Below are 26,667 nucleotides of genomic sequence, written 5' to 3'. Positions count from 1 at the left end.
CTGCCGGACGGGCCCACTGCGCGTGGGGCGGTCACTTCGTGACAGGTATACCTTGTCTTGCTGGGCCAAAAATATTTGTCCTCCCGTTGGTCGGAGTTTGGATAAGGCTCTAGTGTTTTTCTGTCTGGGCCAGGAAGTCGATGAGGTATTGCTTCCAGACGATGGCTTGTGTGTGGGTCCCGTGGCCACGGGTGGCGTCGGAGATGGGGATGAGGATGAACTTTGCGTTAGGCATCTTGGCGGCCATCTTTTCGGCTATGCCGAGCTCGGGCGGGTTGATGAAGTCGTCGGCGGAGTTGATCCAGAGGACTGGGGCGGTGATGGTGGGGAGCTTTGGCTCGGGATTGTAGTTGCGCGAGGCGTTGACGTAGTAGAGGAAGTTGTTGGCGTCGGTGTGGGCGATGTCGGCGGCGAGGACGCGGTCGATGTAGGCTTCGGCCTGGGCTCGGGTGGGATAGTTTTTCTGCATCTGAAGCGGAGCCCCGCCCGCGATGACGATGAGGGTGTTGGCTCCGCGCAGGCCTTCGGCGGGTTCGGTGGTGTACTCGCCGTTGTTCCAGGCGGGGTCGTTCTTGATGGACTGCATGGCCATGTAGCGCCACATGCGGTTGCGGCCGGCGAGTTCGACGGGGAGGCAGGCGAAAGGGGCGAGGGCGTCAGAGAATTTTGGGAAGGTCTCGCCCCAGACGAAGGACTGCATGCAGCCCATGGAGGTGCCGAGGATGAGGCGGAGGTGGTCGACGTGGAGGCCTTCGAGGAGCATGGTGTGTTGCGAGGAGACCATGTCGTCGTAGTCGTATTGGGGGAAGCGCATGTGGAGGCCGTCGGATGGTTTGGAGGAGTCGCCGTGTCCGATGTCGTCGGGGAGGATGATGAAGAATTTTGTGATGTCGAGGGGTTGGCCAGGGCCGAAGAGGACGTTGGAGAAGGCGGGGTTGAGGAGGGAGTGGGCGTCGCCGCCGGTGCCGTGGAGGAGGAGGACGGCGTTGTCGGTGTGGCCGTCGGCGCCGCGGTGGGGTTGGCCGAGGGTGAGGTAGTGGAGCTTGAGTTCGGGGAGAGTTTCGCCGGTGCCGAAGCGGAAGTCTTTGATGATGTAGGTGCCGTCCTGGGTGGGCCACTTGGCGGGGGTGGTCTGAGCTGTGGCGGCTACGAAGGAGAAGAGCAAGAGGAGAACGAAGCGGCGAAGGTGGCTGATCTGCGTTGTCAACTGTGACTCCCGCGGCGATGGTTTCGCATGCTGATTTCAAGATATATCGGATATCACGGATCGAGGCTGCTAATCGTTCATATTCTGTTGGGCGCGCTGGAAGGCGAAGTCGGTGACATGGACCCAGCCGCGAAAGGGCAGGTTGACGTCGGCGATGGCGAGCAGAACGAGGGTGATGAGGAGCGTGAAGCAGAAGACCTGAACGGCGTGGAGGGCTCGATTGGCGGAGCCGAAGAGGGAGGCGGAGAGGACGGTGACGAGGCCGCCGACGAGCAGGACTGCCCAGAAGATGGTCGGGAGGCGATAGGCGCTCTGGAGGAGGCGGGTGCGGCGGTGTTCGGTGAGGGCGCTGAGTTCGGTGAGGGCATGGTCCTCAGCGGTGAGTTCGGAGGGCGTGGCGGCTTTGACGGATATGAGGGTCTTCCACATGTCGCGATTGAGGAGGTGGCTCTCTTCGGGGAGTTTGCTTTGGTGCATCTCGGGCCAGTCGTAGTTGATGACGACGTCTGCGTAGGTGCGGCATTGCTGCTCGAGGAGGATGCGCTGCGGTGTGGGCAGGCCTTCGGCGATGCGGTAGACGTTGCGCAGGGAGTTGGCTTCGAGGTCGGCGTTCAGGTTTGCTTCGCCGAAGTTGGTCCATACGGTGTAGAGCATGAAGCCGAGGATGACGGCATAGGTGGTGCCGAGGATGCCGAGCTGCCAGCCGATGAGGTCGTTGTGCACGGTGCGCCGTTCGCGTGGCCAGACGCGGTTTAGAAGTGCGAGGAAGAGCATGGAGCAGGTCATCGTGACGATGAGGATGACGATGTTTTGCGTGAGGGTAAGCATGGAAGGTGAGGATCTCCGCGGGATGGTCTCCAAGCTTACCGAAGGTTGAGGGGTTTCTGCCGCTATTTTTTTTGAAGCGATGTGGAGATGTGCGCGTTGGCCAAATCTGCATCAAACGCGCAGGTGAGTGCTTTACGAAAAGGAGTCTGGTGAATTCGATGAGTGATCTTTATACGTTGCAGGACCCGACGAAGCAGTATCCGCGGCCGAAGTTCAAGAAGCAGACGCAGGCTGTGCCGGGGTTGGATAAGAAGATGACGCCGAAGGCCGATCATGGCGAGACGAGCTACCGCGGGAGCGGACGGTTGGCGAATCGGAAGGCGCTGGTGACGGGTGGGGACTCTGGGATTGGAAGGGCGGCGGCAATTGCGTTTGCGCGGGAGGGCGCTGATGTTGCGATCAACTATCTGCCGAGCGAGGAGGCGGATGCGCGTGAGTTGATCGCGTTGATCGAGGCTGAAGGAAGAAAGGCGATTGCGTTGCCGGGCGATCTGAAGGATGAGAAGTTCTGCGTGAAGCTGGTGAAAGAGGCGCATAGGAAGCTGGGTGGGCTGGATATTCTGGCCTGTGTTGCGGGCAGACAGCATGCGGTCGAAAAGATTGCGGATATGACGACGAAGTTGTTTGAAGAGACGTATCGGGTGAATGTGTTTGCGTTGTTCTGGATGTGCAAGGCAGCGCTCCCGTTGATGCCGCCGGGCGGATCGATCATTACGACGGCTTCGATCCAGGCGACGCATCCTAGTCCGAGCTTGCTGGATTACGCTCCTACGAAGGCTGCGATTCTCGCGTTTACCAGAGGCTTGGCGCGGCAGGTGGCGGAGGATGGGATCCGCGTGAACTGCGTGGCACCGGGGCCGGTGTGGACTCCGCTGCAGACGAGTGGTGGGCAACCGGGGAAGAAGATTCCGGATTTTGGTTCCGAGACGCCGATGAAACGGCCGGGGCAGCCGGTGGAGATGGCTCCACTGTATGTGCTGCTGGCTTCGCAGGAGTCGAGTTATGTGACTGGCGAGGTGTATGGAGCTACGGGTGGGTTGGAGGTTTCGTAGAGTGATTGCCTGCGCTGGGCGAGAAGCAGATTCCTTCGCTACGCTGCGGAATGACAAACAAGGGAACTGGTAACAGCAACAGCAAGTGCAACTACGAGACCAGGGAACGACAGGCAAAAGCGAAGTCAAAAACGAAGCGCCGCTCTCGATGAGAACGGCGCTTCATTCGTTGGTTTGGATGATTATTCGGCGGAATCTTTTTCTTTCTTCTCGGCCGGGATGGGTTCGGATTTGGCGAGGGGTTTGGTGATGTCGTCGAGGTAGGCGGGGGTGCCGTCTACGCGGACGAGGCGGGGGTAGCGTTCGCCGTCGTGGTAGTCGATGTCGGCGGTGGTGACGAAGGCGTCGCTCTGAAGGATGAAGTGGATGGGCTCGGAGGTTCCCTTTGCCTGCTTGATCGCGGTTTTGAGGGCGTCGGCGGAGAAGACGTTGCCGTTGACTGCGATGATTTTTTGTCCTGGGAAGAACTTCGCCTTGTCAGCGGGTCCGTTCCAGCGGACGTCGGAGATCAAACCTTCTTTATTGAGGCGAAGGCCCAGGGAGTACCAGGCGTTGGTGCCAATGCCGTAGCGAGCATAGGTCTCGGCGACTGTGCGTTCTGATTTTGTGGGCTCTTCGGTGTAGACGAGCTTGTAGCCGCCGCGTTCGATGCCGGCGAGATCGGCGCGTGGGTTGAGGTTGTCGATGCGCTCGTGGATGAAGGTGGCCCAATCGTACTTGTAGACCTGATTGAGGTCGGCGATGAGCTCGTCGCGGTTGTAGGTGACGATGAGTGGGCCGGTGTTGCCGCCTTTGCCGAGGAAGATGTGCAGGAAGTCGGTGAGGGACTTCTTGTTGTTCGTCTTCTGGCGGATGAGAGTGTCGGCGTCGAGCCAGAAGAGTTCGCCTTCCTGGTAGTAGTCCTGGCCGCGCTTCCAGTTGGACCATGCGGGGTTGCCGCCGCGGAGGATACTGGCAGCGATGGCGGTGTCCTCGGTGGAGCGCCAGTCGCGGCCGGGCTTGTAGTCAAGCTGGGCGGCAGAGAGGGCGAGCATGTCGCGGTACTGCTCCTGCGACTTGAGACCGGAGCGGGCGGCGAGAACGTTGCCAAGGTAGTGGGTCATGCCTTCGTAGACCCAGAGGAGCGAGCCCTGCTGCATCTTTTCGAAGTCGTCCTGGTAGAGGTTGAAGGGGCGGCGGTACTTGCCGTTCCAGGAGTGGGTGAACTCGTGGGAGAGGAGGTCGGATTCGGCGAGTTGATGCGAGGGGTCTGAGAAGCCTTTTTCGCCTACGCCGTTGTCGGAGGATTGGCCGTGCTCGAGGCCTTCGCCACCGGCTACGTCAGAGAGAGTAAGGAGGAAGTGGTAGACGTTGTAGTGGCGGGAGTCGTATGCTGCGCCGGTTTCGCGGACGAGGTTGTTGAGCTCGACGAGGAGGGCGGGGCGGAGCTTGGAGTCTTCGGGTGAATCGGAGACTACGTCGATGTAGTGCTTGGGTGTGACCTCGGGTGCGAGGGCGAACTCGTGGAAGTACTGGCCGGTGATGACGGGCGAGTCTTCGAGCTGCTCGACGGTGGTGGGGGCATAGTGCGTGAGGCCGCCTTTGGGGTTCTGCGGATCGTAGCCGTCGGTGGGGGTGAGGGCGGTGCCGATGCCCCAGCCTGCGGGGACTTTGACCGAGGGTTGAATGGCGATGTCTTTGACGGGGGTCTTCGCGGGGTAGAGGAGAAGTTTCTCCCATTCGAGGACAGCTAGCTTGTCGGTGACGCGGGCGGTGACGATGCAGTCGAGATGAGCATGGAGCGTGGTGACTCCATCGGGGACTGTGACGTGGAACTCGTAGAGGTCTTCGTCGTCGCGACGCCAGGGGAGGACTTTGCCGTTGGCGGTGAAGACTACTCCGGTGATGTCATCGACGGGGCCCGTGGGGCGGTGGTTGCCGGGGATCCACTTGGGTGTGGTGAGAGAGACGGGGCCGGGCTGGACGGGGATGTCGACTTCCGCGTGATAGACCTTGCGGGGAGCTTCGGAGAGGTCGGCGGTGATCTGGATGGGAGCCTGCTGGGCTCGGAGGAGGCCAGGAGTTCCGAGGGCGAGCAGGGCTAGAGGCAGGAGAGCAGTGCGGGTGGTCATGAGCGGGGACGTTTCCTCTCGAAGCTAAGGGGGGATTTTAGATATTAGGTGAGACGGATAAGGAGAACGAAAGGACGCATGCTGATTTGGGGTCAGGATGCGTCCTTTCGTGCGGATCAGGAGTTCAGGGCGGATTCGATGGCGGCGACGATGGCCGGGTCGTCGGGGAGGACTTCGGGAGAGAAGCGGGCGGTGACGTTGCCGTTGCGGTCGATGAGGAACTTTTCGAAGTTCCAGAGGATGCCGGGTTCGGGGTTGGTGGTGGCGTTGTGCTGCTGGAGGAAGCCGTTGAGGTTTTCGCGGAAGGCTTCGCGGCCGGGGCTGGTGGCGTTTGGTTCGGCGGCGATGAGGGATTGATAGAGGGGATGGGTGTCGGGGCCGGTGACGGTGATCTTGGAGAACATGGGGAAGTCGACGCCGAAGGTGGAGCGACAGAAGGTCTGGATGTCCTCGTTGGAGCCTGGTTCCTGGCCGCCGAAGTCGTTGGCAGGGAAGCCGCAGACGACGAAGCCGGAGTCTTTGAAGCGGGCGTAGATCTTCTCGAGGGCGTCGTACTGGGGGGTGAGACCGCACTTGGAGGCGACGTTGACGATGAGGAGGACTTTGCCGCGATAGTCGGCGAGGGAGGTGCCTTCGCCGGTGATTTTGTGGACGGGGATGTCGTAGAGAGCAGCGGGGGACATGGGTTCTCCTGAAATCTTTATTCAGTCGATTATAGGCGGGGTGGGATCTCCGGAACTCCTTTCAGATGGCGGAGATCGTGCGAGTCTTTATGCGATCTTTACGACTTTTTCGAGGGGCTGAAGGTTAAATGCAGAGATTGAGTGAGTTGAGTTGACAGAGGCGGTACGATCTAAATCGTATGTCACTTACAGATTCGATTATTGGACGGCCCCTTGCTACGAGTGAGGAGCGGGCAGAGCACATTGGTGTTGCTGCGGGAATTCCTATCTTTGGCCTGGATGGGCTGACGAGCGCGGCGTACGGGCCTGAGGCGGCGATGACGCTGTTGATCCCGTTGGGGATCGGCGGAGTGGAGTACGGTTGGCGGATTATTTCGGCGATCCTGATTCTGCTGGCAATTGTGTACTTCAGCTACAGGCAGACGATTGCCGCGTATCCGGGCGGCGGTGGGAGCTACACGGTTGCGACGGAGAACCTGGGCGCGAAGCCTGGGCTGCTGGCGGCGGCGGCGCTGATGATCGACTATATTCTGACGGCGGCGGTGGGGATCTCAGCGGGCGTGACGGCGCTGACGTCGTCGGTGCAGGGTACGCGATTCGCAGGGTTGCAGAGCCATACGCTGCTGATCTGTCTGATAATCCTCGTGATTCTCGCGTTGGTAAATATGCGAGGCGTGAAGGATACGGGAACGGCATTTATGCTGCCTACGTTCCTTTTTGTCAGTACGCTGCTCGCGTTGATTGTGGTTGGGATGTGGAAGACGGTGCATGCGGGTGGGCATCCGATGCCGATGGCTCCGATTCCTGCTGCGCTGCCGGCGACGGTTGGGACGCTGGGAACGTGGATGCTGTTGAAGGCGTTTGCAAGCGGATGCGCGGCGATGACCGGAGTGGAGGCGGTGTCGAATGGGGTGATGGCGTTCGGCGAGCCGAGGGTGCAGCGGGCGCAGCGGACGCTGACTGTAATCATCGGAATACTGATGGTGCTGTTGTTCGGGATTGCCTATCTGGCGAAGACTTATCGAGTGATGCCGATGGATCCGGATGCGGCGCACTTTCAGAGTTTGTTGAGCTTACTGGTGACCGCGGTCTTCGGGCGGGGATGGTTTTATTTTCTGACGATGGGCAGCGTTTTGCTGGCGCTGGCGTTGAGTGCGAATACGGCGTTCGCGGACTTTCCGCGGCTGACCAGGGCGATTGCGATGCATGATTATCTGCCGCATGTGTTTATTCTGCGTGGGCGGCGGCTGCTGTACTCGCATGGGATCTATGCACTGACCGGGTTTACGGCGGTGATCCTGATTCTGTTTGGCGGTGTGACGGACCGGCTGATTCCGCTGTATGCGATTGGAGCGTTTCTTGCTTTCACGCTGTCGCAGGCGGGGATGGTGGTGCATTGGAAGAAGGGCGAGGCTCATCCGGGGCGCGGCTGGCACATGTTTGTGAACGGCATTGGCGCCGTGGCGACGGGGATTACAACGATCGTCGTGCTGGTTGCGAAGTTCCGGGCAGGCGCGTGGGTTACGGCGCTGCTGGTGCCGGTGCTGATTGGGATCATGTGGGTGGTGAAGCGGCACTACTCGCGGGTGAAGCGGGAGATGGCGGATTTGACGCCGTTGAACCTGGTGAATCTGCAGGAGCCGATTGTGGTGATACCGATGGCGAGATGGGACCGGATTACGGAGAAGGCGATGCGGTTCGGGCTGCTGCTGTCGAAGGAGATCAAGGTGGTGCATGTGCACTCGGATGATGAAGAGGGCAGCCTGGATGAGCTTTGGCATGAGTATGTGATGGATCCGATCAAGAAGGAAGGGCTGCAGGAGCCGGAGTTGGTGACGATTCCTTCCAACTACCGATTCGTTATCAATCCGCTGATGGACTACATTTTGAAGCTCGAGGAGGACAATCCCGGGCGGAAGGTGGCGGTGCTGCTGCCGGAGCTGGTGGTGCGGCATTGGTGGGAGAATGCGCTGCATAATCAGCGGGTCCAGCTGCTGAAGTTGTTGCTGCTGTTGAAGGGGAATCAGCGGATTGTGGTGGTTAATATTCCCTGGTATTTGTGAGTGCGGTGGAGGGCCGTTTTTGTTGGGGTTCTGGGGAAACAGATGTTTTGGGCCTGGTGTTTTGATGGTGAGTTTGTGGTGAGATGCGTGGTGAGACGTGGTGTTTCGCCGCGTGTTTTTCCGTGACAGAAAATACGCCAACTTTTTTTGATTTATTTTTGGATGCTGGCCGCCTCTTGCGAGGCGGCTTTGCTTTGGTCCGCTGGTGTGAATCCCAACGTTCGGAACGCGAATATTGCGTGCCGATGGGGGATCGTCTCGCAGGGACGATGAAGAACAGGCAACGGCTGGAGAGGGTGAGTTGAAAGAGTCGAGCGGTAAGGGTGGCGCAGGGGATCGTCGGGATCCTTCGCTGCGCTCAGGATGACAGCAAAGGCTTGTGGCTCAGGATGACAGCAAAGGTTTGTGGCATGTTGGATTTTTCGTTGCGCTCAGGAGGACGGCAAAAGCTTGTGGCATGTTGGGATTTTCGCTGCGCTCAGGATGACAGCAAACGTTTGCGGGTACGTATGGGGTTCTAGGCGGGGATCAGGGCGGGGGCCTTGCGCCAGGCGGGGCTTAGGTCGCGGAGGCGGGCTACGGCGGTGGGGATCAGGGTAAGGGCTTCGTCGATCTCTTCGGCGGTGGTGAGGCGGGAGAGAGAGAAGCGGATGCTGGCGCGGGCACGGGCGGGAGAGAGGCCCATGGCGGTGAGGACGTGGGAGGGTTCGGTGGCTCCGGATTGGCAGGCTGAGCCTCCGCTGACGGAGAGGCCTTTGAGGTCGAGGGCGATGACGAGGGCTTCGGCTTCGATGTGATCGAAGTAGAGGCTGGTGGTGTTGGAGACGCGGGGCGCTCCGGCTCCGTTGATGCCGCACTCTTCTACCCGGGAGAGAATGCCTTGCTCGAGACGGTCGCGCAGGGCTGCGAGATGGGTGGGGCTGTCGGCGTAGTTGGGAGGGGCGGGGGCGGTCGGGCGTTCGCCCGATGCCCACATCTCAGAGTTGAGATATGGGGCACCCGATTCGTTGGCGGGAGCGGAAGTTGGGGCAGGTGATAACCCACCCTTCGCAAAGGGCGCGAAGGATGGGGCACCCGGAGTTGTGGAACTGTCGAGATTGGCAATACCTGCAGTTGTGGCGGATGTTGTTGCGAGCCAGGCACGGGCGAGTTCGGCGGCTTTGCCGATGGCGACGATGCCGGCCACGTTTTCAGTTCCGGCGCGGCGCTGGCGCTCATGGGAGCCGCCGTGGAGCATGGGGGCGAGGCGGACGCTGCGACGTACGAAGAGGACACCGATGCCTTTGGGGGCGTAGATCTTGTGGCCGGAGAGGGTGAGGAGGTCTACGTCCTTGAGTGCGCCCTTGGGGCTGAGGTCGAGGGGGAGACGGCCTACGGCCTGGACCGCGTCGGTGTGGAAGAGTGCGCCGGCGGCGTGGGCGATGGCGGCGAGCTCAGCGATGGGCTGGATGACGCCGGTCTCGTTGTTCGCGAACATGACGCTGACGAGTTTTGTGTTGGGGCGGAGGGCGGCCTGGAGCGCGGCTGGTTCGATGAGGCCTTGCGGGGTGCTGGGGAGGAAGGTGACTTCGATGTTCTTCTTTTCGAGGGATTCGGCGGCGCGGAGGATGGCGTCGTGCTCGATGCTGGTGGTGATGAGGTGGGCGGGCTCGGCGGTACGCTCGAGGGTTCCGAAGAGGGCGAGGTTGTCGCTTTCGGTGCCGCCGGAGGTGAAGACGATCTCGGAGGTGCGGCAGTGGAGGAGGCTTGCGATCTGATCTCGGGCGTGATCGACGGCGGCGCGGGCGAACTGGCCCTGCTGGTGGATGGAGCTGGCGTTGCCGTAGTGCTCGAGGAAGAAGGGACGCATGGCCTCGAAGACCTCGGGGAGGAGAGGTGTGGTGGCGTTGGCGTCCATGTAGATTCGGCGCATGGTTTTATTTTACTGCCAGAGTGATTCGAGGCTGGATTGGCGGGCAGAGGAGGAGATGCAGCTCCAACGTTGTATGCCGCGCGTTGTAATCGCATCGAGTTTGAGCGAAGAAGATAAATCGGGCGTAACGTAAAGGCTCGATTCTTCACGATACAAGGCATGAAGGATGAGCTCTTGTTCTTCAGGAACGTGGAAAGTGCGACTTGATTGGCCGGAGGGCGAAAACGCGAAGAGAGAGATCGAGGATGAAGTGAAGCTGGCCTAAGCGGTCGAGTAGGCGCCAGATGGACCTCCTGATTCCCCCGAGGCGTGATGGGAATTTCAGATCTGAGTCACAAGGAGATCACGATGGCGCAAAAGGCAAAATTGGACTCTCGCAAAGCATCTTCACCACTGACTCCGGAGCAGGTGTTCCGCTTAGACAACGTGATGAAGCACGGAACGCCGCCCAAGGCGCTGCAATCACTCAAGTCCTCCAACAGCTTTACGTTTGTTGATGCGCCGGGCGATTTGAAGTTAGAGAAGTTGATCCACAAGGTGTCGCTGAAGGATGGGATGGCGGCGTACCAGATTGAGAACAAGTACGGGTTGCTGCGTGGATTGCCTATTCAGGAGTACATTCGTCAGCGCCCTGGAGTCCAGGTGGAATCCCCGACGCTGCCTCTGCCTCCGCCCGCGCCTCCTTTCTATGCGGAGTGGGCTGACCGGATCTACCATCCGAAGCTGTCTCCGCGGATCACGAGAACCATAATGAGGCGCAAGGACGGTAGTCGTCTTTATCCGCATGGGTATATCTGGGGTACCGATGTCCGGCAGGCGTTCTTCCCGTCGGGGTATCCATGGCAGTGCATTGGGAAGCTCGATGTCTATACGGATCCTTCGAGCTTTGTGCCGTCGGGGTTCGGAACGGGAACGCTGGTGGGACCCAATACCGTGATCACTGCGTCGCACATGGTGCCGTGGGGTGCGAATCCGGCGATGATTCAATTTACGCCGGGGTACTTCAATGGAGTGTCGGTTGCGGGCGCCGGGGTGACCTCGTACGTTGAGGCGTCTTCCTCGTACGACACCAATAGCCCTCCGGCTCCCGCGTTTGATTTCGCAGTGTTGAAGCTGCAGGACCGATTGGGAGATAGTTTGGGCTGGCTCGGAGCGCGGTCGTATGACGATAACTGGAACGATCTGAATGTCTGGACCCTGGTTGGCTATCCGGGGCTGATCGCGAATGCGGAGCAGCCCTCTTTTCAGGGTGGGATCAGCTTTCATGATGACGATGAGGATAGCAACGACTTCGGCGATGCGATGGAACTGGAGACTCAGGACGGGGATTCCAGTCCCGGGGACTCCGGCGGGCCGTATTTTGCTGAGTGGGCGGATGGGCCTTATGTTGTGGGCGTGGATGTTGGGGGAGAGGCGGACTTCTCGCTGAATCCTTTTACTCCGTGGCCGTTTGAAGACGATAACAATGTTGCGTCGGCGGGGCCTGCCTTTTTACAGCTGATCAACTGGGCGCGTGCGAACTGGGACTAAGTGGCTTGGTTGGTGTGAGTTATTTGTTGAGACCAGTGGCTTCTGTTTTTGCCGCCGATGTTGTGCTCCAATCGTTGGAAGAGAGTGGTTGGAAGGACGGGAGCGAGGAATGGAAGTACAGGAGCGGCGACTTGTGATGGAGCAGCTGGCTTCGAGTGAAGCGAGGCTATTGGAGTTGGTGCGTGGATTGACGGACGAGCAGTGGAGCTTTCGCGAGACGCCTGAGCGATGGTCGATTGCAGAGAACATCGAGCACTTGATTGTGTTTGAAGGATTCATCCGGTCCGCGATTGCGAAGACTCTGGAAGGGCCGGCCGAGCCTGAGAAGAAGGCAGATGTTGGCGCGAAGGGGCCGCTCGTTCTGGGAGTTGCAGCTGGCCGGAGTAACAAACTGATTGCCCGGGAGGTCGTTCGTCCGACGGGGAGGTGGCCGGACCGGAGTGAGTTAGTACTTGAGTTACAAAAGACCAGGGCGGTTACAGTTGCATTTGCTGCGGGGACGAAGGCGGATCTGCGCGATCATTTCTTCCCTCATATTGCGTTCGGAGATCTGGACTGTTATCAGTGGCTGGAGGTGTTGGGCCAGCATAGCGCGCGGCATGCGTTGCAGATTGAAGAGATCAAGGCTGACGCGGGGTTTCCTGTCACTTAGACTCTGCGGGGGATGTGGGTGCGGAGACGCTTTTGATCGTGGGTGGCTGGTGGACTCGATTGCTGCGCGGGAGGCGCTGCTTCGTGACACATCAAGAGATGAAATCTGGTAGGCTTAGCGCGGTTCTGCGGTGATTGTTTGTAACAGATTTGAAACAAATATGGAGACGATGATGATGAAGCGGATTGTTGTGGCGTTGGCGCTGGCGGGTTGTTGTGTGACGGGCGTGCAGGCGCAGATGGATGCGAAGGAGCCGAAGATTGCTGCCGGAACGATCATTGAGCCGGCGAAGAGCTTCGATGGGATGCTGAAGGGCTTTGAAGAGGAGTTTGTGCCGCTGGCGGAGGCGATGCCTGCGGAGAAGTTCGACTTTGCACCGAGCGCGGCGATCTTTGTGGCTGGGCAGGGAAGCGAGTATGCGACGGTGAGCACGTTTCGTGCGATGGTGCTGCATGTGGCGTCGGCGAACTACTTTTACGCTTCGATGGTGAGCGGGACCAAGCCGGATGTGGATGTGAAGGCGCTGGCGGATATCAAGGGGAAAGATCAGGCGATTGAGGCGCTGAAGGCTTCGTTTGTGTTTGCGCATAAGGCGTTTGGCACGCTGACGGCGAAGAATGCTTTTGAGAGTGTGCGTGGGACGCAGACGCGGGCGAGCCTTGCGGGGGGCCTGGTGGCGCATGGCTTCGATCACTATGGACAGCTGGTGGAGTATCTGCGGATGAATGGGATTGTGCCGCCGGCGAGCAGAAAGTAGGGCTACACCCGGCCTGACCGTGGGCGGGATTTGAGGAAGCAGGGAAGAGGGCAGCCTTTACGGGCTGCTCTTTTTTACGCGATGGATTGGGGATGGTGATGTCATTGGTGTTATCAAATTTGCCGTTAAACAAGGCTTTTGGAGGGAAAAACTAAAGAAACGCTACATCTGAGCCGATGTTTTCTTCGTTAGCTCAAGTACAACCTGCCGGATTGTAAGGGGAGATGACCCCAACATGACCCGTCCGCCGGTTGGAAGCATAGGAAATGTTTATATCTCCCAGACTTCTTGAGCTATGCGAAGTAAGGGAGGCCTGCAATGTGTTATTCGACGCAGAGCGGTTACGGATCGAAGCATCGGATGCGAAGGACGTTTCCTGAGTTTCAGATTGTCTTGCAGCCGATCGTGGACTTAGAGACCGAGACGGTCTATGCGTATGAGGCGCTGTGCCGCGGGCCGCATGGAGAGAACTACTCCGAGCTGGTAAAAGACTTTGAACCCTTCGAGATTCCTGCGTTCGACAAGCTTGCGATGGCGAGGTCGTTGCGCCTGGCGGCAGCGATGCGGTTGGAGCAGAGCGGCGTCAAGCTTGCCATCAATCTTGGGCCTTTGATGGAGCTCCGGGGCAAGGATGCTTACTATGTGGTTCGGCTGGCGAAGCACTACGGATTGCGGGCGGATTCTCTGGTGCTGGAGTTGTCAGAGGGTGTGCGACTGGATGGCAACGAACTTGCGCGGATTGTTGATCTGCACCGCAAGGCTGGGGTGGTGATTGCAATTGACGACTTCGGGGCGGGGTATGCGGGGCTGAACGTGTTGGCGAGGTGCGCGCCCGATGTGGTGAAGATCGATCGGGAGCTGATCAAGGGGATCGCGTCGAATCGTGCGAAGAAGACGATTGTGGAGGCGTTCAGCAAGGTTTGCCGGAAGATGCGGGTGAAGCTGATCGCGGAGGGCGTCGAGACGGTGGAGGAGTATTTGACGCTGCGAGGGTTTGGGATCCGGTACATGCAGGGATTTCTGTTTGCGCGTCCGGTGGGGTGCGAGATTCCACAGGTGCGGTATCCGCGGAGTGAGCCGAAGCATTTTTCCCGGATCACGCGCACGGAGTTGGAGTGGTTTCGAAATGCGATTCGGCAGTAGAGCCGGAGCTATTCGCCGAGCATGATGCGCTGGATGTGATGGGCGCGGCCAGTGGCTCCGTCACAGTTGATGAGGGCGGCGCACATCTTTGGGTTGCCCTTGGCGGGTTCGAACTTGCCGGGCATGCCGGTTAGGAAGCGGGCGAGGACCAACTCTTTTTCTACGCCGATGACGGAGTCGTAGGGGCCGGACATGCCTACGTCGGTCTGGTAGGCGGTGCCGTTGGGGAGGACGCGCTCGTCGGCGGTGGGGATGTGGGTGTGGGTGCCGAGGAGGGCGGTGATGCGGCCGTCGAGGTACCAGCCGAGGGCTACCTTCTCTGAGGTGGCTTCGCCGTGGAGGTCGAGGAGGATGACCTTGGCGGTGATCTTGCTGAGGAGCTCGTCGGCTTTGCGGAAGGGGTCGTCGCAGGAGGACATGAAGACGCGGCACTGGAGGTTCATGACGGCGTAGGTCTGGCCGGTGGGGAGCTCGCCCTGGTAGACGCCGAAGCCGGGGGTGCCGACGGCGTAGTTTGCGGGGCGGAGGACGCGGCGGCCGCGGGCGTGGGAGTCGGCGGGGACGGTCATGTACTCGAAGATTTCGCGTTTATCCCAGATGTGGTTGCCGGTGGTGATGACGTGGGCGCCGAGATCGAAGAGCTCTTCTGCGATGGAGGGGGTGATGCCGAAGCCGCCGGCGGCGTTTTCTCCGTTGATGACGAGGAGGTCGACGGCGTTGGTTTCGAGGACGTGGGGGAGGTGTTCGCGGACGATGTGGCGGCCGGCGGAGCCAAAGACGTCGCCGACAAAAAGGATGTTCACTGAAGAAGTTTACATGGTGGTGGGGTGGAGAATTTTTAGTGGATAAGGGATGAGGCGGCGAATCCTCGGCTGGGTGTGGTAGCTTTTTTGAATGGCACAGAGCGGGCGGTTTCAGTTGAGCGTGCGAATTTTGGCGGTGCTGGCGAGCGAGCCGGGGGCAATGCATACCTCGTCGGCGATTGCGGAGGAGCTGAAGGAGAGCGCCGTGATGGTGCGGAGAGCGTTTCTGCTGCTGCATAAAGCTGGTCTGATCGAGCAGAAGAAGGGACCTCATGGCGGGGCGAAGCTGAAGGTTCCGGCGAAGCAGATCGGGCTTGGGGATGTGTTCGAGGCTTCGGCGGGAGACTGGTTGAGCATTGAGGACAAGGCCGTGAGCGCGTGGATCAAGAAGGTGCGCGGGGACGCGGTGGCTGCGATGAATGAGCACACGCTGTCTGGCGTGGTGAAGCGGATGAAGAAGACGAAGTAGGTCTTTCGATCTTTTTCGAGACAGCCTCGGTGGGAGCCGGGGCTTTTCTGCGTTTGTTGGTTATATGTCCTGAACGCTGAGGGTGCGGGGATCAGTGACTCGCTGCATGAGGGCGGCTGCGATGAGCATGCAGAGGCCACCGGCGATGATGGCGTAGATACGGTTGTTGTGGAGGAAGTGAGTCATGACCCAGCCGAAGAAGAGGGAGGCCAGGATTTCGGGGGTGACGACGAAGAAGTTGAAGATGCCCATGTAAACGCCGGTGCGCTCCGGGGGGAGGGTGGCGGCGAGCATCGCGTAGGGCATGGAGAGTGTGCTGGCCCAGGCGATGCCTACGCCGAGCATGGTGAAGAGGAGCATGTACTTGTTGTGCATGACGACGACAGAGATGAGGCCGATGGCTCCGCAGAGCAGGCAGGCGGTGTGGGTCTTTTTTCTTCCGATTTTTTTGGCGAGCCAGGGCAGGGCGAAGGAGAAGGCGAAGCAGACGGCAGAGTAGGCGGCGAAGCAGATGCCTCCCCACTCGATGCCTTCTTTGTAGAGCGGTGAGGCGGGGTCGTTCGCGCCGAAGACATTGTGGGCGACGGCGACGGGGAAGTAGAGCCACATGCAGAAGAGGCCGAGCCAGGTGAAGAGCTGGACGGGACCGAGCCTGCGCATCGTCTCCGGCGTGTGGGCGATTGCGGAGAGGATCTCCTTTGCGCCGGCGATCAGGCCGGTTTTTTCTTTTTTGGCGCGGCGAAATGCTTCCATGTTCTCGGGGGGATATTCGGGCGTGGTGAAGATGGTCCATAAGACCGCGCCGAGATAGGCTGCTGCGCCGATGTAGAACGAGATGCGGACGGTGGTGGGGACGGCCCGGGTGTCGCCGACGACCTGGGTCAAGTGGAAGACGTTGGTGAGAAGCCAGGGAAGTGCGGACGCGATGACGGCGCCGAGGCCGATGAAGAGGCTCTGCATGGCGAAGCCGCGAGTGCGCTGGCCTTCGGGGAGGATGTCGGCGACGAAGGCACGGAAGGGCTCCATGCTGACGTTGATGGAGGCATCGAGGATCCAGAGCATGCCGGCGGCCATCCAGAGGCTGGAGCAGTTGGGCATGAAGAGGAGCATGAGGGAGCTGAGGATGGCTCCGACGAGGAAGTAGGGGCGGCGGCGGCCGAGGGGGCCCCAGGTGTGGTCGCTGGCGTTGCCGATGATGGGTTGGATGAGCAGGCCGGTGAGTGGAGCGGCGAGCCACAGGATGGGGATCTGATCGGCGCGGGCTCCGAGGTACTCGTAGATGGCGCTCATGTTGGCCATCTGGAGGCCCCAGCCGAACTGGATGCCGAGGAAGCCGAAGCTCATATTCCAGATCTGCCAGAAGCTGCGTTCAGGTTTTCTCATGGAGGTCTTTGCAGGTTCTTCGAGATGCAGCGCAGCGGGAGGGAGGTTCTGGGCTTGCTGGGCGGGAGCAGTCGGATGCGACGAGATGTTCGGGCGCGGGCTCACAGCGGGGAAGCATAGCAGCCGCGGGGCCGGAGAAGCTATGCGTTTAATTGCGAGGCTTCGCGGGAGCTGCTTTGGGCACGGCTGGGAGGGTTTGTTGTGGGGGCTATTCGTTGCGGATGTCGAGTGAGCCCATGCCTACGTTGATTTCAAGAGCTCCGGCGCCAGAGCCTGCGTAGTTTTTGGTGGTGGTGAAGTGGCCGTCGGAGCCGCCGGGGCGGTGGTCGTGGAGGGTGCCAAGGCCAACGTTGACTTCCAATTTGGAGTAACTCTTGTCTTTGTCGAGGAGGAGATTCATGTGGCCCATTCCGACGTTGAACTGCCGGTGGCCGGCGCTGCCGGCTGCGTTGAAGTTTAGGTCGCCGTAGCCGAGGTTGATTTCGTTGTCGGAGTTGAGGCCCATGGGGAGAGTGATGGTTACAGTTGCGTGGGCTGCCTTGGGGAAGTTGAGATTGATGACACCTTTGTCGGGCAGGACGCGGAGGGTCTGGATGTAATTGGCGATTGTGTAGCTACCGGACTGGGTGTTGAGCGTGATCGTGAGCTTGATCTCCTTTGCGTCGGGCTGAATGTTGAGGCGGAGGTCGGCGCGGCAGATGTGGAGCTTCAGTTTTCCGTCGGGGGCGAAGGAGCGAGCGACTTCCAGGTGGTGAGGCTGGAGGATGTCGGAGGGGGCGCCGGTGTAGTCGTGGGTGGTGATGGGCTTGTCGAATTCGCCGCAGTCCATGGAGTCATTCTGTGCGGCGCGGGCGCAGAGCGTTGTGGCTGCCATAAAGGCGAAGACGAAGAGGAATGATTTAGGCACGCGGCTCTCCTATGGTGTTAGTGGTGGTACGTGGCTTGGGATTCGGTGGTTCCTTGATTTGAAGTGAGGGAAGGCAACTGCAGATTCCTCCCCCGTTCGACTACGCTCAGGGTGCGGAATGACAAACAAGAGAGCAGGCAACTGCGACAACAAGTGCAACTGCGATAGCAACTGCAACGACTGCGATAGCAAATGCAACGACAAGTGCAACTGCGGTAACGAATGCAACTGCTGTGGGACGGTACTCGGTTTGCTCCACTTCGTCGTGCTGTGGAACTAAGGTTTGGGACGGAGGTTTTTGAGGAGGGCTTCGGCGGTGGGTTGAGTGTTGAGGATGTCGGCGGGCGAGAGCCAGGCGCGGCGGAGCTGGGTGATTCCGTAACGCATCTGGTCGAGCTCTTCGGTGGCGTGGGCGTCGGTGTTGATGACGATCTTGCAGTTGTGTTTTTTTGCGAGGCGAAGGTGAAGGTCGTTGAGGTCGGCTCGGGCTGGGCTGGCGTTGTGTTCGACGGCTACGCCTAGTTTGGCGGCCTGTTTGAGGATGGTGTCGATGTTGATGGCGTAGGGTTCGCGGCCGAGGACTTTGCGGCCTGTGGGGTGGCCGAGGATGCGGACGTGTGGGTTCTCGAGGGCGCGGAGAACGCGGGCGGTCATCTCGTCGGCGGCCTGATTGAAGTGGGAATGGACGCTGGCTACGACGATGTCCATCTGGGCGAGGGTGGAGTCGTCGAGGTCGAGGGCGCCGTCGGCGAGGATGTCTACTTCGATGCCGGGGAGGATGCGGAAGGTGAGGGGGAGGGTGAGTGGAGGTCTTGTGGTCGCATCGGCGAAATGCGGGGGTCTCTCCGCTGCGGCGGCAAAGTGCGCCGCCTCCGGTCGAGATGACGAAGCTTGTGATGGGTCGGCTATGTTATGGTCCGGTCGAGATGACGAGGTTTTTAGGAGGTCCCAAAGATTGGAGATGCGTGAGTTTGTTGGAGGGGTGTCGCGGGCTAGCGACTCGTTGAGTGCGACGAGGTCTTGTTGGAGTTGGGCGTCGACTTCGCGGATGCGCTTGATGTGGGCGAGGGCGCGGGTGTCGTCGAGGCCGTTGGTCATGGCGAGGTTTTTGCTGTGGTCGGTGATGGCGATGTAGTTGAGGCCGCGGAGGAGGGCGGCTTCGGCCATCTGGCGGATGGTGTCGCGGCCGTCGGTGGCTTCGGTGTGCATGTGGAGGTCGCCGCGGATGTCGGCTAGTGTGATGAGCTGCGGGAGGGTGTGGGTGGCGGCGGCTTCGAGTTCTCCACCATTCTCTCGGAGCTCGGGTGGAATGTAGTCGAGGTCGAGGGCGTTGTAGATGTCGGCTTCGGAGGCGGCGGCTACGATGACGTTGTCTTCGAGGCGGAGGAGGGCGTACTCGCTGAGGGTGAGGCCGCGTTTGATGGCGCGCTGGCGGAGGGCTACGTTATGCATCTTCGAGCCGGTGAAGTATTGGAGGGCGGCTCCATAGCTGGCGCGGGGGAGGAGGCGGACGTCGACCTGGAGGTTATTGCGGAGGGTGAAGGAGACTTTGTTCTGGCCTTTGGCGATGAGCTTGTCGATGAGAGGGAGGGCGGCTACGTGTTCGACGGCTGCGCTGACGACGTCGGGTTCGCAGGCGGGGCCGGTGGCGAGGAGGTCGAGGTCGCCTACGGTCTCGCGGCCTCGGCGGAGGGAGCCGGCGGGGATGATCTCGTCGATGCCGGGGAAGGCGCGGATGAGATTGATGATGGTGTCGGCGTGCTGCTGGGCCTTGTCGATGCGGAAGCGGCTGGAGTTTTTGCGGTGGTCTTCGATGCCCTTGAGGAGCTTGGTAACGAACTTTTCGCCCATGCGGGGGAGCTTGGTGAGGTGACCGGCTTTGGCGGCGGCCTCGAGGCCGTCGATGTCGCAGACCTGGCAGGCGGACCAGACGAGGGCAACGGTCTTGGGACCCATGCCGGGGAGGCGAAGAAGGTCGAGCATGGTGGGTTTGTACTTTTGCAGGAGCTCTTCGCGGAGGGGCATGGTGCCGGTGGTGAGGAGAAAGACTATGTTGGCGGCCATGCCTTTGCCGATGCCTGGGATGGCGAGGAGCGCTTTCGGGTCGTCGGCGATGGTTGAGAGCTGAGTGGTTTGCTGCTCGACGGCCTCGGCGGCGCGGCGGTAGGAGCGGATGCGGAAGGGGTCTGCTGAGTCGATCTCGAGTAGGGAAGCGGTTTCGTCGAGGAGGCGGGCGATCGAAATATTGTCCATGGGAAGGCTTCAGAGGCGCGTGCGGCCACTGATGTCAGTATGCAACAGATGTGAGGGGAAGAGCCTTGCAGGGGTCGAGCAGGGCTGATCGTTCGAGCCGCTGCGCCGACCGTAGAGGGTCGAACCTCTGTCTTACTGGGACTGAGACTGAGTTGCTTCCTTGAGACGGGCGACCTGATCGGCTTGAGGCCCCTTAGTGCCCTGGATGATGTCGAACTCTACTTCATCTCCTTCTTTAAGGCTCTTGTACCCCTCGCGTTGGATGGAACTGTAATGAACGAAGACATCGGCCCCGCCATCGCGGCCCAGGAAGCCGTAGCCTTTTGCGTTGTTGAACCACTTGACCGTACCCTTATATTGAGCCACTTGAGATGCTCCCTTTTTATGCGTCCTAACACTGATGGTGTACCGGGAAGTGAAAGCGTTTCAACGGTACCGCCATTGGTAAGGTGTGACGCAAACAGCCTCGTGGGAGTTTTCCGCATGCTGTGATCGTGGGACGGTTTTTTAAGATAACCAAATGTATGGTTACGGACGTGCTGGTGTTGTAATGATGCGTTGCGATGGTACGGCTGACTTCGCCTTCATCTTGTGGATGGCATGAAAAAACTACGACGCTAGTGGGCCTTTTGTCGGGTAGGAGCTTGACTTCAGACCACTAAAGAGGCTGGTGCTCGGCGACTAGAGGCGACCAGACCTGCGGGCGGAGTCGTAGAGCATGAGACCGATGAGGGTTTTGCCGTCGTGGATCTTGTTGGCGGCGATGAGGGCGAGGGCTTCTGAGAGGGGGAGGCGGAAGACCTCGATGTTTTCGTCGGGTTCGGGGGCGGAGGCGCCTTCGCGGAGGTCGCGGGCGATGTAGATCTGCATCCACTCGCCGAGGAAGCCGGGGCTGGCGAAGTATTTGGTCAGCAGGGTCCAGCGCTTGGCACGGTAGCCGGTCTCTTCGATCATCTCGCGCTTGGCGGCGGCAAGGGTGGCCTCGTTGGCGTCGACGCGGCCGGCTGGGAGCTCGATGAGGAACTGGCCTGCGGCGTGGCGGAACTGTCGTACGAGGATGACGTCGGGGTCGGCGGGGTTTTTGGACTCGTCTACGGCGAGAATGACCACGGAGCCGTTATGACGGATGACGTCGCGGGTGTGGACGAAGCCGCTGGGTTCTTCGACCTTGTCGGTGAAGACGGAGAAGACTCTGCCTTTGTAGGAGAGTTTGGAGGAGATGAGCTTTGGTTTGGCAAACTTCGACGCCGGTTTGATGGTGGTTGCGGCTGGCGGTTTCGGGGCCTGTGTCTGGAGGGCGCTGGGCTTGGTGGACTTCTTTCTTTGTACGGACATGAGGCTAAAGTATCATCCTGCATCTAGACTTAGGTGAAGGGCATCCAACGGAATGCGCGGAAAATTTTGAGTCGCCTGGCTGCGGGTTGTGGCGGTGGTTGAGATTGAGGATAGGTCTGCATGAGCGTTGAGTGTTTTCCGATCACGGTGTTGCCGCATGTATCGCATATCTATCGCGACTATCTTGCGATGGCGGAGAGCGCGGGTGATTCGGCGGTGCGGAAGTGGTATGGGGCGGAGCCGTTTGCCGGGAGGTGGGTGGGGAAGCGTTTGCCGGTGAAGGATGCTGGAGCGCTGGCGGATTTGTTGGAGAAGCAGGCGGTTGAATTTGGCGCGGGGGATGCCGCGAAGGCGAATATTGCGAAGTTGAGAACAGGTGCGCGGGCGGTGGTGACGGGGCAGCAGGTGGTGCTGTTCGGTGGACCGCTGTTGACGATCCTGAAGGCGGCTACGGCGGTGGCGCGAGCCAAGGAGGCGACCAAGGCAACTGGTGTTGAACATGTGCCGGTGTTCTGGATGGCGACGGAGGACCATGATCTGGAAGAGGTGGACCAGGTTTCGCTGTTGACGAAGAGTTCGGTGGAGACTCTGCGCGCGGGGTTGAAGGTGACGAAGGCAGTGCCGGTGGGTGGGGTTGTTCCGGGGCCTGGGCTGGAGACTGTGGTGGAGCGGGCGTGCGAACTGCTTGAGTTCGCGCCGGTGAGCGAGTGGTTGCGGGAGTGTTATTTGCCGGGTGATGGAACGCGGGCCACGCTGGCGTTTGCCTTTGGGCGGCTGATCTCGAGGATCTTTGCAGACCAGGGGTTGGTGGTGATGGATGCGGCCTCGCGGGAGTTTCATGCATTGGGTGCGAGTACGCTGCGGTACGCAATTGAACATGCGGCGGAGCTGCAGGGCGCTTTGATGGCTCGGGGTGAAGAGTTGGTGGCGCGTGGGTATCACGCGCAGGTGCTGGTGGCCGAGGGTGGCTCGATGTTGTTTCTGCTGGATGAGGCGACGAGAGAGCGGGTGGCTCTGCGGCGCAGCACAGACGGACAGTGGAAGGCTGGTGGGCGAAGTTATTCGACGGCTGAGTTGATTGCGATTTTGGAAGAGTCGCCGGAGAGGCTGAGCCCGAATGCGCTGCTGCGGCCAGTGTTTCAGGACACGGTGTTGCCGACGGCGGCGTATGTGGGCGGACCGGCGGAGATCGCTTACTTTGCGCAGAGTGCGGTTTTGTATGAGGCAATTCTGCGGCGGATTACGCCGGTGCTGCCGAGGTTGAGCGCGACGCTGCTGGAGCCGGCGATCGCGACCGTGATGGATAAGGATGAGGTACAGCTGCCGGACGCGATGACGACGGCAGAGGCGCTGGCGCAAAGACTGGGTGCGCGGACGATGCCGATTGAAGGGAAGCGTAAGTTGGCTGCCGTGGGGAATGCCGTGGAGGTCGAGCTTAGCGCGCTAACAGAGTATCTCGGTGGAATGGATGAGTCGCTGGGGCGGTCGGCGGAGGTTTCGGGGTCAAAAATGCTGTACCAGATGAATCGGCTGAGGAGGATGGCGGCGACGTTTGAGCTGCAGAAGGAGGCGAGTTTGCGGAAGCATGCGGAGGCGATTGTGCTGAACGTGTTTCCTGGTGGGCATCCGCAGGAGCGGGTGGTTGCGGGTGTTTGGTTTATGGCGCGGTATGGGGATGGGTTGGTGGAGAAGCTGGTGGGAGTGGCGGGGAACCAGTGTCCGGGGCATGTGGTGGTGCGGTTGTAGCTTTGATGGATTTTTCTGAAGCATTATCGCTGGACTGCAGGAAGGCATACCCCAGGGGCTAAAGCCCCTTCTTTTATTGCTGGACGGAGAGGCCCAAGGCTGAAGCCTTGGGGTACCTAGATGCGAATATCTCTGCACAAAGAGACCAAAGCTAATGCATTGGGCTACCAGCCCTGATCTTGGTCCGCGTCGAGACTCAAGGCTTAAGCCCTGGGGTATCTGGATGCGAAGGCAAACCTGGGACTCCTGGATGCGCTGGCGGTTTTAGAATGGGTGGGTGAGGTGTTGCGATGGGTTTGAGTGATCAGCCGTTTGAGGTGATGTGTCCGGATTGTGGGGCGATGTTGAAGGTGGACCCGGTGACGCGGTCGGTGATTGCGCACAAGTCCGCTCCCAAGAAGAAGATGTTTGAGGACTTTGGTGAGGCGGCGAAGGCGTTGCGCGAGGCGGATGCGCGGAGGGATTCTATCTTTCAGCAGAGCGTGGATGCGCAGAAGAACAAAGATGATGTGATGGCGAAGAAGTTTGCGGAGGCGGTGAAGAAGGCGAAGGAGACTCCGCTGACGGATCGGCCGTTGCGGGATTTCGATTTGGATTAGCTGGTTGGCTGGGCGACACGCTGGGTGGAACTGCGATTTAGCTGGTGTCCGGATCGTGTCAATGCACGACTGGCTTTGTCTCGAACGCGAGAGGGGTCGCGAGAGCAGCGGCTTCGGCAGCACAGTCGCGCGAGGGTTTTAGTTCTTTAGCGCGAGCTACGTCATATTCTGTTTTAGCCGCGTCGAGATCGGCGCGAAAGGCGGGGTCAGCGTGCAGTCTTGCGACTGTGCCTGCACCCATCATTCTTCCCTCGTTTACATCGCTTTGCCAATGTACGTTGCAGACCAGGCGACTATCTCCGAATGAACGTCCGCGCGCCAGGATCGCGTCGGTCTGTTCAGGAGCAATCTCAGTCAGAATGAGGGCCCAAGCCCATCCGATCGTTGTGTGTCCCGATGGGTATGAGCCATCTTTCCTCAAGGACGTTTCGTCGTTCGGAGTGCAGGAGGGGCGGTTATTTTCAGCAAACGGACGGCTTCGGTTGTAATGATTCTTGGCGGCATAGGTGGAAAGCGCAGCATCGGTAAATGACCGCCGCAACAACATGTAGAGATGCGGCGTCTCGGCCTCGGTAATCGGAATGCCGATGGAGCAGGAAAAGGTTTCGGCTACATGAGGGAACGAAAGGTCAGCATCGCTCGTTGCCTGCTGCCAACGCGGAGACCCTTGCAGGGCGAGGCTGGCTCGGCTGACAGCTTCGTCCAGCGCATAAATAGCGGTGCCCGGCACGGGTGCTGGTGGAACCAAAGCCAAACTATTTGGCAACGCCCCCTGCGGCAAGTATCCGGCCAGGATGCCGGGGTAGATCTCCGGCACCGAGATCAGTCCATAGGATTTTGTTTGCGAAGGAGTTGAAGGTGCAGTGGCAACTGAAGCAGGAACCCCTGCCGGGGCTGGCGTCGGATTCTGCCCTCTGGACTGAGTCGCAATTGTGACGCAAAGGAGTGCAACAAGGAATGTGCCGAAAGGCTTTATCTTCAAGGTCTATCCTCCGCGCAGTGCCGTGATGTATTGACTTCGACATTATGAACCCGTTGCCCCCGCAATCTGCTGGCATGCGCGACTTATTTAGCGGAGGACATGATCTTGAGATGCGGCTTATTCGACTGAATCGCTGATTATGCTCGCACGATTAGGAATGGTGTGGTCCAGACGGTAAACTGGAGGAATGCCACCAATCTTAAATGCGCAGGGTTTGACTAAGGCCTTTGGCGCTACGCCTTTGTTTCGTGAGATCAGTTTTACCGTGAGTGATGGGGATCGCATTGGGCTGATTGGGCCGAATGGTGCGGGGAAGTCTACGCTGCTGAAGGTGCTGGCGGGGGATGAAGACGCTGATGCCGGGGATGTGGCGGTGCGGAAGCGGGCGCGGGTGGGGTACGTGGAGCAGGAGTCGGTGTTTGCGCCGGGGGTGACGGTGCGCGAGGTGCTGGAGGCTGCGCTGGTGCGGGCGAAGGTGGCTGAGGGCGAGCATGAGGGGAGGTTGCGGGAGACGAGCGGGCGGACGGGGTTTCCGGATTTGAGTGCGGAGGCGGCGCGGCTGAGCGGTGGGTGGCGGAAGCGACTGGCGATTGCGGAGGCGGTGGTGACGCATCCGGATGTGCTGCTGCTGGATGAGCCGACGAACCATCTGGACTTAGCCGGGATTGCGTGGCTGGAGGAGCTGCTGAATGAGGGTAGTTTTGCTTGTGTGCTTATCAGCCATGATCGTTATTTTCTTGAGAATGTTGCGACAGAGATAGTGGAACTGAATCGCGTGTATGCCGAGGGGCTGCTGCGGGTGAAGGGGACCTACTCGAAGTTTATTGAGGGCAAGCAGGCGTATATGGAGGCACAGAGCAAGCTGCAGGATGCGCTGAAGAATCGCGTGAAGATTGAGGTGGACTGGCTGCGGCGTGGGCCGAAGGCGAGGAGCACGAAGGCGAAGGCGCGGATCGATAATGCGCAGGATCTGATTGGGCAGCTGAAAGAGGTTAACTCGCGGGTGCAGACATCGAGTGCGGGGATTGATTTTTCGGCGACGGATCGGCAGACGAAGCGGCTGGTGGAGTTGGAGGATGTCTCGGTTGTGCTGGGGGATCGGAAGATTGTGGAGGGATTGAATTTTCTGGTGACCTCGGGGATGCGCGTGGGTCTGGTGGGGCCGAATGGGAGTGGGAAGACTACGCTGCTGCGGTTGTTGACTGGCGAGTTGGAGCCTTCGACGGGGACGATCAAGAAGGCGGCTTCGCTGAAGATTGTCTACTTCAGCCAGATGCGTGAGCTGGAGGAGGGTGTGACTCTGCGGCGGGCGCTGGCTCCGGATTCGGACTCTGTTGTGTACCAGGGACGCGTGGTGCATGTGGCTAGCTATGCTACGAAGTTTTTGTTTACGAGTGAGCAGCTGAACCAGCCGGTGGAGAGGCTGAGTGGAGGCGAGCGGGCGCGGGTGCTGATCGCGAAGTTGATGCTGGAGCCTGCGGATCTGCTGCTGCTGGACGAGCCGACGAACGATCTGGATATTGCGACGCTGGAGATTCTGGAGGAGAGTCTGCTCGAGTACACGGGGGCTCTGGTATTAGTGACCCATGATCGTTACATGTTGGATCGGGTGTCGACGATTGTGCTGGGTTTGGATGGGCGGGGTGGTTCGGAGATGTTTGCGGATTACTCGCAGTGGGAGCAGTGGTGGGGTGTGAAGGTGGAAGAGGCGATCGCTCCGGGTGCTACGGGGGTTGCGGTTTCGCCTGCTGCTGTTTCGAATGGGTCGAATGGGGCTTCGAGTTCGGGCGGGAAGAAGAAACTTTCTTATCTTGAGGCTAGGGAGTATGCGGGGATTGAGGGTGCGGTGGAGGCGGCGGAGGATCGGCTGCAGAAGGCTCGGGAGATGATTGAGGATCCAGCGGTGGCGGTGGATGCGAAGCGGTTGACGGCGGCGCTTGCGGAGATGGAGGCGGCGCAGGAGGATGCGGATGGGCTGTATGCGCGGTGGGCTGAGTTGACGGAGAAGGTTGGTTAGATTCTTTCCTGTTGCGAATATGTTTGAGTGGCGGACGAGAGCGGTCGGGCTTTCGCCCGATGCCCATACATCAAAATCGATGTATGGGGCACCCGGCTTTAGGGACCTCTGATTTAAGCCGTAAGTAGAAAGTTTGGTGGCGGGTGGGTGCTAAGGCCCCGGAGGTGAGGGTCGAAAAGCTTCGATGGTATGGGGTATGTGAAGACTGTCGGGATCCTTCGCTCCCGCTCAGGAT

The 26,667-nt window shown here is 59.9% G+C and carries 22 protein-coding genes; 10 read left to right on the top strand and 12 right to left on the bottom strand.

Features of this window, described 5'->3' with window-relative positions; all coding sequences use genetic code 11:
* Positions 1-109 precede the first annotated feature (109 nt).
* Positions 110-1,207, bottom strand: a complete 1,098-nt coding sequence (locus RBB81_RS19445; RefSeq protein ID WP_353071781.1) for an alpha/beta fold hydrolase — start codon at positions 1,205-1,207, stop codon at positions 110-112.
* Between the two features lie 69 nt (positions 1,208-1,276).
* Complete coding sequence (locus RBB81_RS19440) at positions 1,277-2,035, bottom strand: DUF4239 domain-containing protein (protein ID WP_353071780.1); 759 nt, start codon at positions 2,033-2,035, stop codon at positions 1,277-1,279.
* A gap of 158 nt (positions 2,036-2,193) precedes the next feature.
* Here RBB81_RS19440 and RBB81_RS19435 point away from each other — a divergent pair, with 158 nt between their 5' ends.
* A complete protein-coding gene (locus tag RBB81_RS19435; protein ID WP_353071779.1) occupies positions 2,194-3,087 on the top strand; it encodes an SDR family oxidoreductase in 894 nt (297 codons plus the stop codon).
* 182 nt (positions 3,088-3,269) lie between these two features.
* On the opposite strand, the gene RBB81_RS19430 is transcribed toward RBB81_RS19435, so the two are convergent.
* Together RBB81_RS19430 and RBB81_RS19425 are read right to left on the bottom strand one after the other, a co-directional pair.
* Positions 3,270-5,198, bottom strand: coding sequence for a M61 family peptidase (locus RBB81_RS19430; RefSeq protein ID WP_353071778.1), 1,929 nt, complete (start codon positions 5,196-5,198; stop codon positions 3,270-3,272).
* A gap of 116 nt (positions 5,199-5,314) precedes the next feature.
* Entirely contained in the window at positions 5,315-5,881 is a 567-nt protein-coding gene (locus RBB81_RS19425) for a glutathione peroxidase (RefSeq protein WP_353071777.1), read from the bottom strand.
* 179 nt (positions 5,882-6,060) lie between these two features.
* Between RBB81_RS19425 and RBB81_RS19420 the strand changes: the two genes are divergently transcribed.
* Positions 6,061-7,944, top strand: a complete 1,884-nt coding sequence (locus RBB81_RS19420; protein ID WP_183787762.1) for an APC family permease — start codon at positions 6,061-6,063, stop codon at positions 7,942-7,944.
* 517 nt (positions 7,945-8,461) lie between these two features.
* On the opposite strand, the gene RBB81_RS19415 is transcribed toward RBB81_RS19420, so the two are convergent.
* Positions 8,462-9,856, bottom strand: coding sequence for a cysteine desulfurase family protein (locus RBB81_RS19415; protein WP_353071776.1), 1,395 nt, complete (start codon positions 9,854-9,856; stop codon positions 8,462-8,464).
* 348 nt (positions 9,857-10,204) lie between these two features.
* On the opposite strand from RBB81_RS19415, the gene RBB81_RS19410 reads away from it, so the two are divergent.
* From RBB81_RS19410 to RBB81_RS19395, 4 genes are all read left to right on the top strand, one after another.
* Entirely contained in the window at positions 10,205-11,386 is a 1,182-nt protein-coding gene (locus tag RBB81_RS19410) for a trypsin-like serine peptidase (RefSeq protein ID WP_353071775.1), read from the top strand.
* Between the two features lie 109 nt (positions 11,387-11,495).
* Positions 11,496-12,038, top strand: coding sequence for a DinB family protein (locus RBB81_RS19405; RefSeq protein WP_353071774.1), 543 nt, complete (start codon positions 11,496-11,498; stop codon positions 12,036-12,038).
* Positions 12,039-12,198: 160 nt separating this feature from the next.
* Positions 12,199-12,795, top strand: a complete 597-nt coding sequence (locus RBB81_RS19400) for a DinB family protein (protein ID WP_353071773.1) — start codon at positions 12,199-12,201, stop codon at positions 12,793-12,795.
* Between the two features lie 318 nt (positions 12,796-13,113).
* Positions 13,114-13,938 (top strand): EAL domain-containing protein, encoded by an 825-nt coding sequence (locus RBB81_RS19395; RefSeq protein WP_353071772.1) that lies wholly within the window; start codon positions 13,114-13,116, stop codon positions 13,936-13,938.
* An 8-nt stretch (positions 13,939-13,946) separates the two neighbouring features.
* Here RBB81_RS19395 and RBB81_RS19390 read toward each other — a convergent pair whose 3' ends face one another.
* A complete protein-coding gene (locus RBB81_RS19390) occupies positions 13,947-14,741 on the bottom strand; it encodes a TIGR00282 family metallophosphoesterase (RefSeq protein WP_353071771.1) in 795 nt (264 codons plus the stop codon).
* A 91-nt stretch (positions 14,742-14,832) separates the two neighbouring features.
* Between RBB81_RS19390 and RBB81_RS19385 the strand changes: the two genes are divergently transcribed.
* Positions 14,833-15,210, top strand: a complete 378-nt coding sequence (locus RBB81_RS19385) for an RrF2 family transcriptional regulator (protein ID WP_179584769.1) — start codon at positions 14,833-14,835, stop codon at positions 15,208-15,210.
* Between the two features lie 60 nt (positions 15,211-15,270).
* On the opposite strand, the gene RBB81_RS19380 is transcribed toward RBB81_RS19385, so the two are convergent.
* From RBB81_RS19380 to RBB81_RS19360, 5 genes are all read right to left on the bottom strand, one after another.
* Positions 15,271-16,593, bottom strand: a complete 1,323-nt coding sequence (locus RBB81_RS19380; RefSeq protein ID WP_179584767.1) for an MFS transporter — start codon at positions 16,591-16,593, stop codon at positions 15,271-15,273.
* A 208-nt stretch (positions 16,594-16,801) separates the two neighbouring features.
* Entirely contained in the window at positions 16,802-17,500 is a 699-nt protein-coding gene (locus RBB81_RS19375) for a hypothetical protein (protein ID WP_353071770.1), read from the bottom strand.
* Between the two features lie 276 nt (positions 17,501-17,776).
* Positions 17,777-19,753: a helix-hairpin-helix domain-containing protein gene (locus tag RBB81_RS19370; RefSeq protein ID WP_353071769.1), complete on the bottom strand. Its 1,977-nt coding sequence runs from the start codon at positions 19,751-19,753 to the stop codon at positions 17,777-17,779.
* A 132-nt stretch (positions 19,754-19,885) separates the two neighbouring features.
* Positions 19,886-20,119, bottom strand: coding sequence for a cold shock domain-containing protein (locus RBB81_RS19365; protein ID WP_179584762.1), 234 nt, complete (start codon positions 20,117-20,119; stop codon positions 19,886-19,888).
* A 315-nt stretch (positions 20,120-20,434) separates the two neighbouring features.
* Positions 20,435-21,088, bottom strand: a complete 654-nt coding sequence (locus tag RBB81_RS19360; RefSeq protein WP_353071768.1) for an NUDIX hydrolase — start codon at positions 21,086-21,088, stop codon at positions 20,435-20,437.
* A 120-nt stretch (positions 21,089-21,208) separates the two neighbouring features.
* On the opposite strand from RBB81_RS19360, the gene bshC reads away from it, so the two are divergent.
* Both bshC and RBB81_RS19350 read left to right on the top strand, forming a co-directional pair.
* Positions 21,209-22,834, top strand: coding sequence for a bacillithiol biosynthesis cysteine-adding enzyme BshC (gene bshC, locus RBB81_RS19355; protein ID WP_353071767.1), 1,626 nt, complete (start codon positions 21,209-21,211; stop codon positions 22,832-22,834).
* A 290-nt stretch (positions 22,835-23,124) separates the two neighbouring features.
* Positions 23,125-23,433, top strand: a complete 309-nt coding sequence (locus RBB81_RS19350; protein WP_179584755.1) for a hypothetical protein — start codon at positions 23,125-23,127, stop codon at positions 23,431-23,433.
* A 58-nt stretch (positions 23,434-23,491) separates the two neighbouring features.
* On the opposite strand, the gene RBB81_RS19345 is transcribed toward RBB81_RS19350, so the two are convergent.
* Positions 23,492-24,415 (bottom strand): acid phosphatase, encoded by a 924-nt coding sequence (locus RBB81_RS19345; RefSeq protein WP_353071766.1) that lies wholly within the window; start codon positions 24,413-24,415, stop codon positions 23,492-23,494.
* 187 nt (positions 24,416-24,602) lie between these two features.
* Here RBB81_RS19345 and RBB81_RS19340 point away from each other — a divergent pair, with 187 nt between their 5' ends.
* The gene (locus RBB81_RS19340) at positions 24,603-26,432 is read left to right on the top strand and encodes an ABC-F family ATP-binding cassette domain-containing protein (protein WP_353071765.1); all 1,830 of its coding nucleotides are present in this window, start codon (positions 24,603-24,605) and stop codon (positions 26,430-26,432) included.
* The last annotated feature ends 235 nt before the right edge of the window (positions 26,433-26,667 follow it).

It is taken from the genome of Tunturibacter gelidoferens (genome assembly GCF_040358255.1).
Taxonomy (GTDB): Bacteria; Acidobacteriota; Terriglobia; order Terriglobales; family Acidobacteriaceae; genus Edaphobacter; species Edaphobacter gelidiferens.
This window is presented reverse-complemented; position numbering and strand designations above follow the sequence as displayed.

Bases quoted from the DNA above. Each gene is read 5' to 3' on its own strand.
- bshC (WP_353071767.1), top strand. From the start codon at position 21,209: ATGAGCGTTGAGTGTTTTCCGATCACGGTGTTGCCGCATGTATCGCAT.
- RBB81_RS19415 (WP_353071776.1), bottom strand. From the start codon at position 9,856: ATGCGCCGAATCTACATGGACGCCAACGCCACCACACCTCTCCTCCCC.
- RBB81_RS19340 (WP_353071765.1), top strand. From the start codon at position 24,603: ATGCCACCAATCTTAAATGCGCAGGGTTTGACTAAGGCCTTTGGCGCT.
- RBB81_RS19400 (WP_353071773.1), top strand. From the start codon at position 12,199: ATGGAGACGATGATGATGAAGCGGATTGTTGTGGCGTTGGCGCTGGCG.
- RBB81_RS19380 (WP_179584767.1), bottom strand. From the start codon at position 16,593: ATGAGAAAACCTGAACGCAGCTTCTGGCAGATCTGGAATATGAGCTTC.
- RBB81_RS19360 (WP_353071768.1), bottom strand. From the start codon at position 21,088: ATGTCCGTACAAAGAAAGAAGTCCACCAAGCCCAGCGCCCTCCAGACA.
- RBB81_RS19435 (WP_353071779.1), top strand. From the start codon at position 2,194: ATGAGTGATCTTTATACGTTGCAGGACCCGACGAAGCAGTATCCGCGG.
- RBB81_RS19385 (WP_179584769.1), top strand. From the start codon at position 14,833: ATGGCACAGAGCGGGCGGTTTCAGTTGAGCGTGCGAATTTTGGCGGTG.
- RBB81_RS19395 (WP_353071772.1), top strand. From the start codon at position 13,114: ATGTGTTATTCGACGCAGAGCGGTTACGGATCGAAGCATCGGATGCGA.
- RBB81_RS19410 (WP_353071775.1), top strand. From the start codon at position 10,205: ATGGCGCAAAAGGCAAAATTGGACTCTCGCAAAGCATCTTCACCACTG.
- RBB81_RS19420 (WP_183787762.1), top strand. From the start codon at position 6,061: ATGTCACTTACAGATTCGATTATTGGACGGCCCCTTGCTACGAGTGAG.
- RBB81_RS19350 (WP_179584755.1), top strand. From the start codon at position 23,125: ATGGGTTTGAGTGATCAGCCGTTTGAGGTGATGTGTCCGGATTGTGGG.
- RBB81_RS19370 (WP_353071769.1), bottom strand. From the start codon at position 19,753: ATGGACAATATTTCGATCGCCCGCCTCCTCGACGAAACCGCTTCCCTA.
- RBB81_RS19405 (WP_353071774.1), top strand. From the start codon at position 11,496: ATGGAAGTACAGGAGCGGCGACTTGTGATGGAGCAGCTGGCTTCGAGT.
- RBB81_RS19440 (WP_353071780.1), bottom strand. From the start codon at position 2,035: ATGCTTACCCTCACGCAAAACATCGTCATCCTCATCGTCACGATGACC.
- RBB81_RS19425 (WP_353071777.1), bottom strand. From the start codon at position 5,881: ATGTCCCCCGCTGCTCTCTACGACATCCCCGTCCACAAAATCACCGGC.
- RBB81_RS19430 (WP_353071778.1), bottom strand. From the start codon at position 5,198: ATGACCACCCGCACTGCTCTCCTGCCTCTAGCCCTGCTCGCCCTCGGA.